Here is a 1,383-nt window from a genome sequence, read left to right as displayed (position 1 = left end):
GGGCGTGATGCGGTACGCGCGCTCGACGCTGCCGGCGTAGTTGCCCTGGCCGGTGACGGTCACCTTGATGACGCCCGTCACGTTGGTGAAGTCATCGGCGCCGTAGGACACCGTGTAGTCGACGCCCTCCGTCAGGAGCTTCTCCCCGTCCTTCACCTCGGGCGCCCATTTGTGCTCACGGCCGTCGTAGACCAAATCGCTCGGACTGGAAACCGTCATGTCGGCGGAGGAGACGATGTCCTTCGCGACGACGGACAGCTCGCCCTCGCTCTTCTCGATGGCGAAGTTGCTGGCCTTGAAACCGTCCTTCCAGGTGTAGGCGATGGTATTGGGAACCTTGCCCTTGGCCACCGTCATGACCCTGCCGACCGCCTTCAGGTCATCGACCTGGCTGCGGAACAGGGCCTCGGCGCCCTGGACCGTCACCGCGTCATCGGACTGATACGCGCCGTTGTACACGAACTCGCGCGTGTTGGACGCAAGCTTCACGGAAGCAGGCGCGATCTGGTACTCCCTCGTAACGGAGCCGGTGTAGTCGCCGATGCCCGTAATGGTCACCTTGATGGTGCCCGTCACGTTGGTGAAGTCATCGGTGCTGTAAGCCACCGTGTAATCGCGGCCCTCGACGAGCGCGTTGCCGTCCTTGCCGGAGACCACGGGAATCCACTTATGTTCGCGCGCGTCATAAACGGCGTCGCTCGGAGCGTTGACCTTCACCCCGGCATACGCGCCCGGAATCGGGTCGTCCGGGTTGATGGACTGCGCGCTCACCGTCAGCGTGCCGTACCTATAGGCGATGTCGTAGTTCTCCACCTTCGTGCTGTCGTTGCCGGGCTTTGCGGCGAAGGTGTTCTTGCTGGAGCCCACGGAGGTCTGGAAGCCGAAGAAGTCGTAGCCGAACTCCTCGCCGGAAGCAAGCGAACCGTCCTCCACGCTGACCTTGTGCTCGGTGAGCGCGGTGCCGTCGTAGACCTTGGAGGCGTCGCCGGAGACAAGCGTCACCGGACGCTTGGTCACGACGAGCGAGGCCTTGCCGGTCGCCACGTTGCCGAACTGGTCGGTGACGTCCTGGCCGGCGGCGTTCGTGATGACATAGGAATCAACCTCTGCTGCGGCGTACCCGGCGTCGGTGACGGAGCCCTTGGTCTTGGCCGAAAGGGTGAAGCCCGCGGGCACGCCGATCACGTTGACTCCGGCGCTTTCGAGGGCCGTGCCGTCATAGACCTTGGTGCCGCCCTGCGGGATAACCACGATACCGGCCATGCTCTTGGTGACCTCAAGCGTGCCGAGGTTCTCCTCGATCGTGTAGTTCTCAGCCTTCGCGTTGTCGTCCCACACCAGCTCGTAGCCGTTTTCGCTCGTGCCGACGGTGGTCTGGCCTCC

Annotated in this window: 1 protein-coding gene; it reads right to left on the bottom strand. The window is 63.8% G+C overall.

Annotation, left to right across the window (positions count from 1 at the left end):
• Window positions 1-1,383: hypothetical protein (locus DW178_RS11360; protein WP_199669309.1), on the bottom strand; the 1,383-nt coding region annotated here is incomplete at both ends.

The sequence above is a fragment of the Eggerthella sp. AM16-19 genome, from assembly GCF_003474385.1.
GTDB lineage: Bacteria > Actinomycetota > Coriobacteriia > Coriobacteriales > Eggerthellaceae > Senegalimassilia.
Note: the sequence above shows the minus strand (reverse complement) of the source record. Positions and strands in the feature narration are given on the sequence as shown.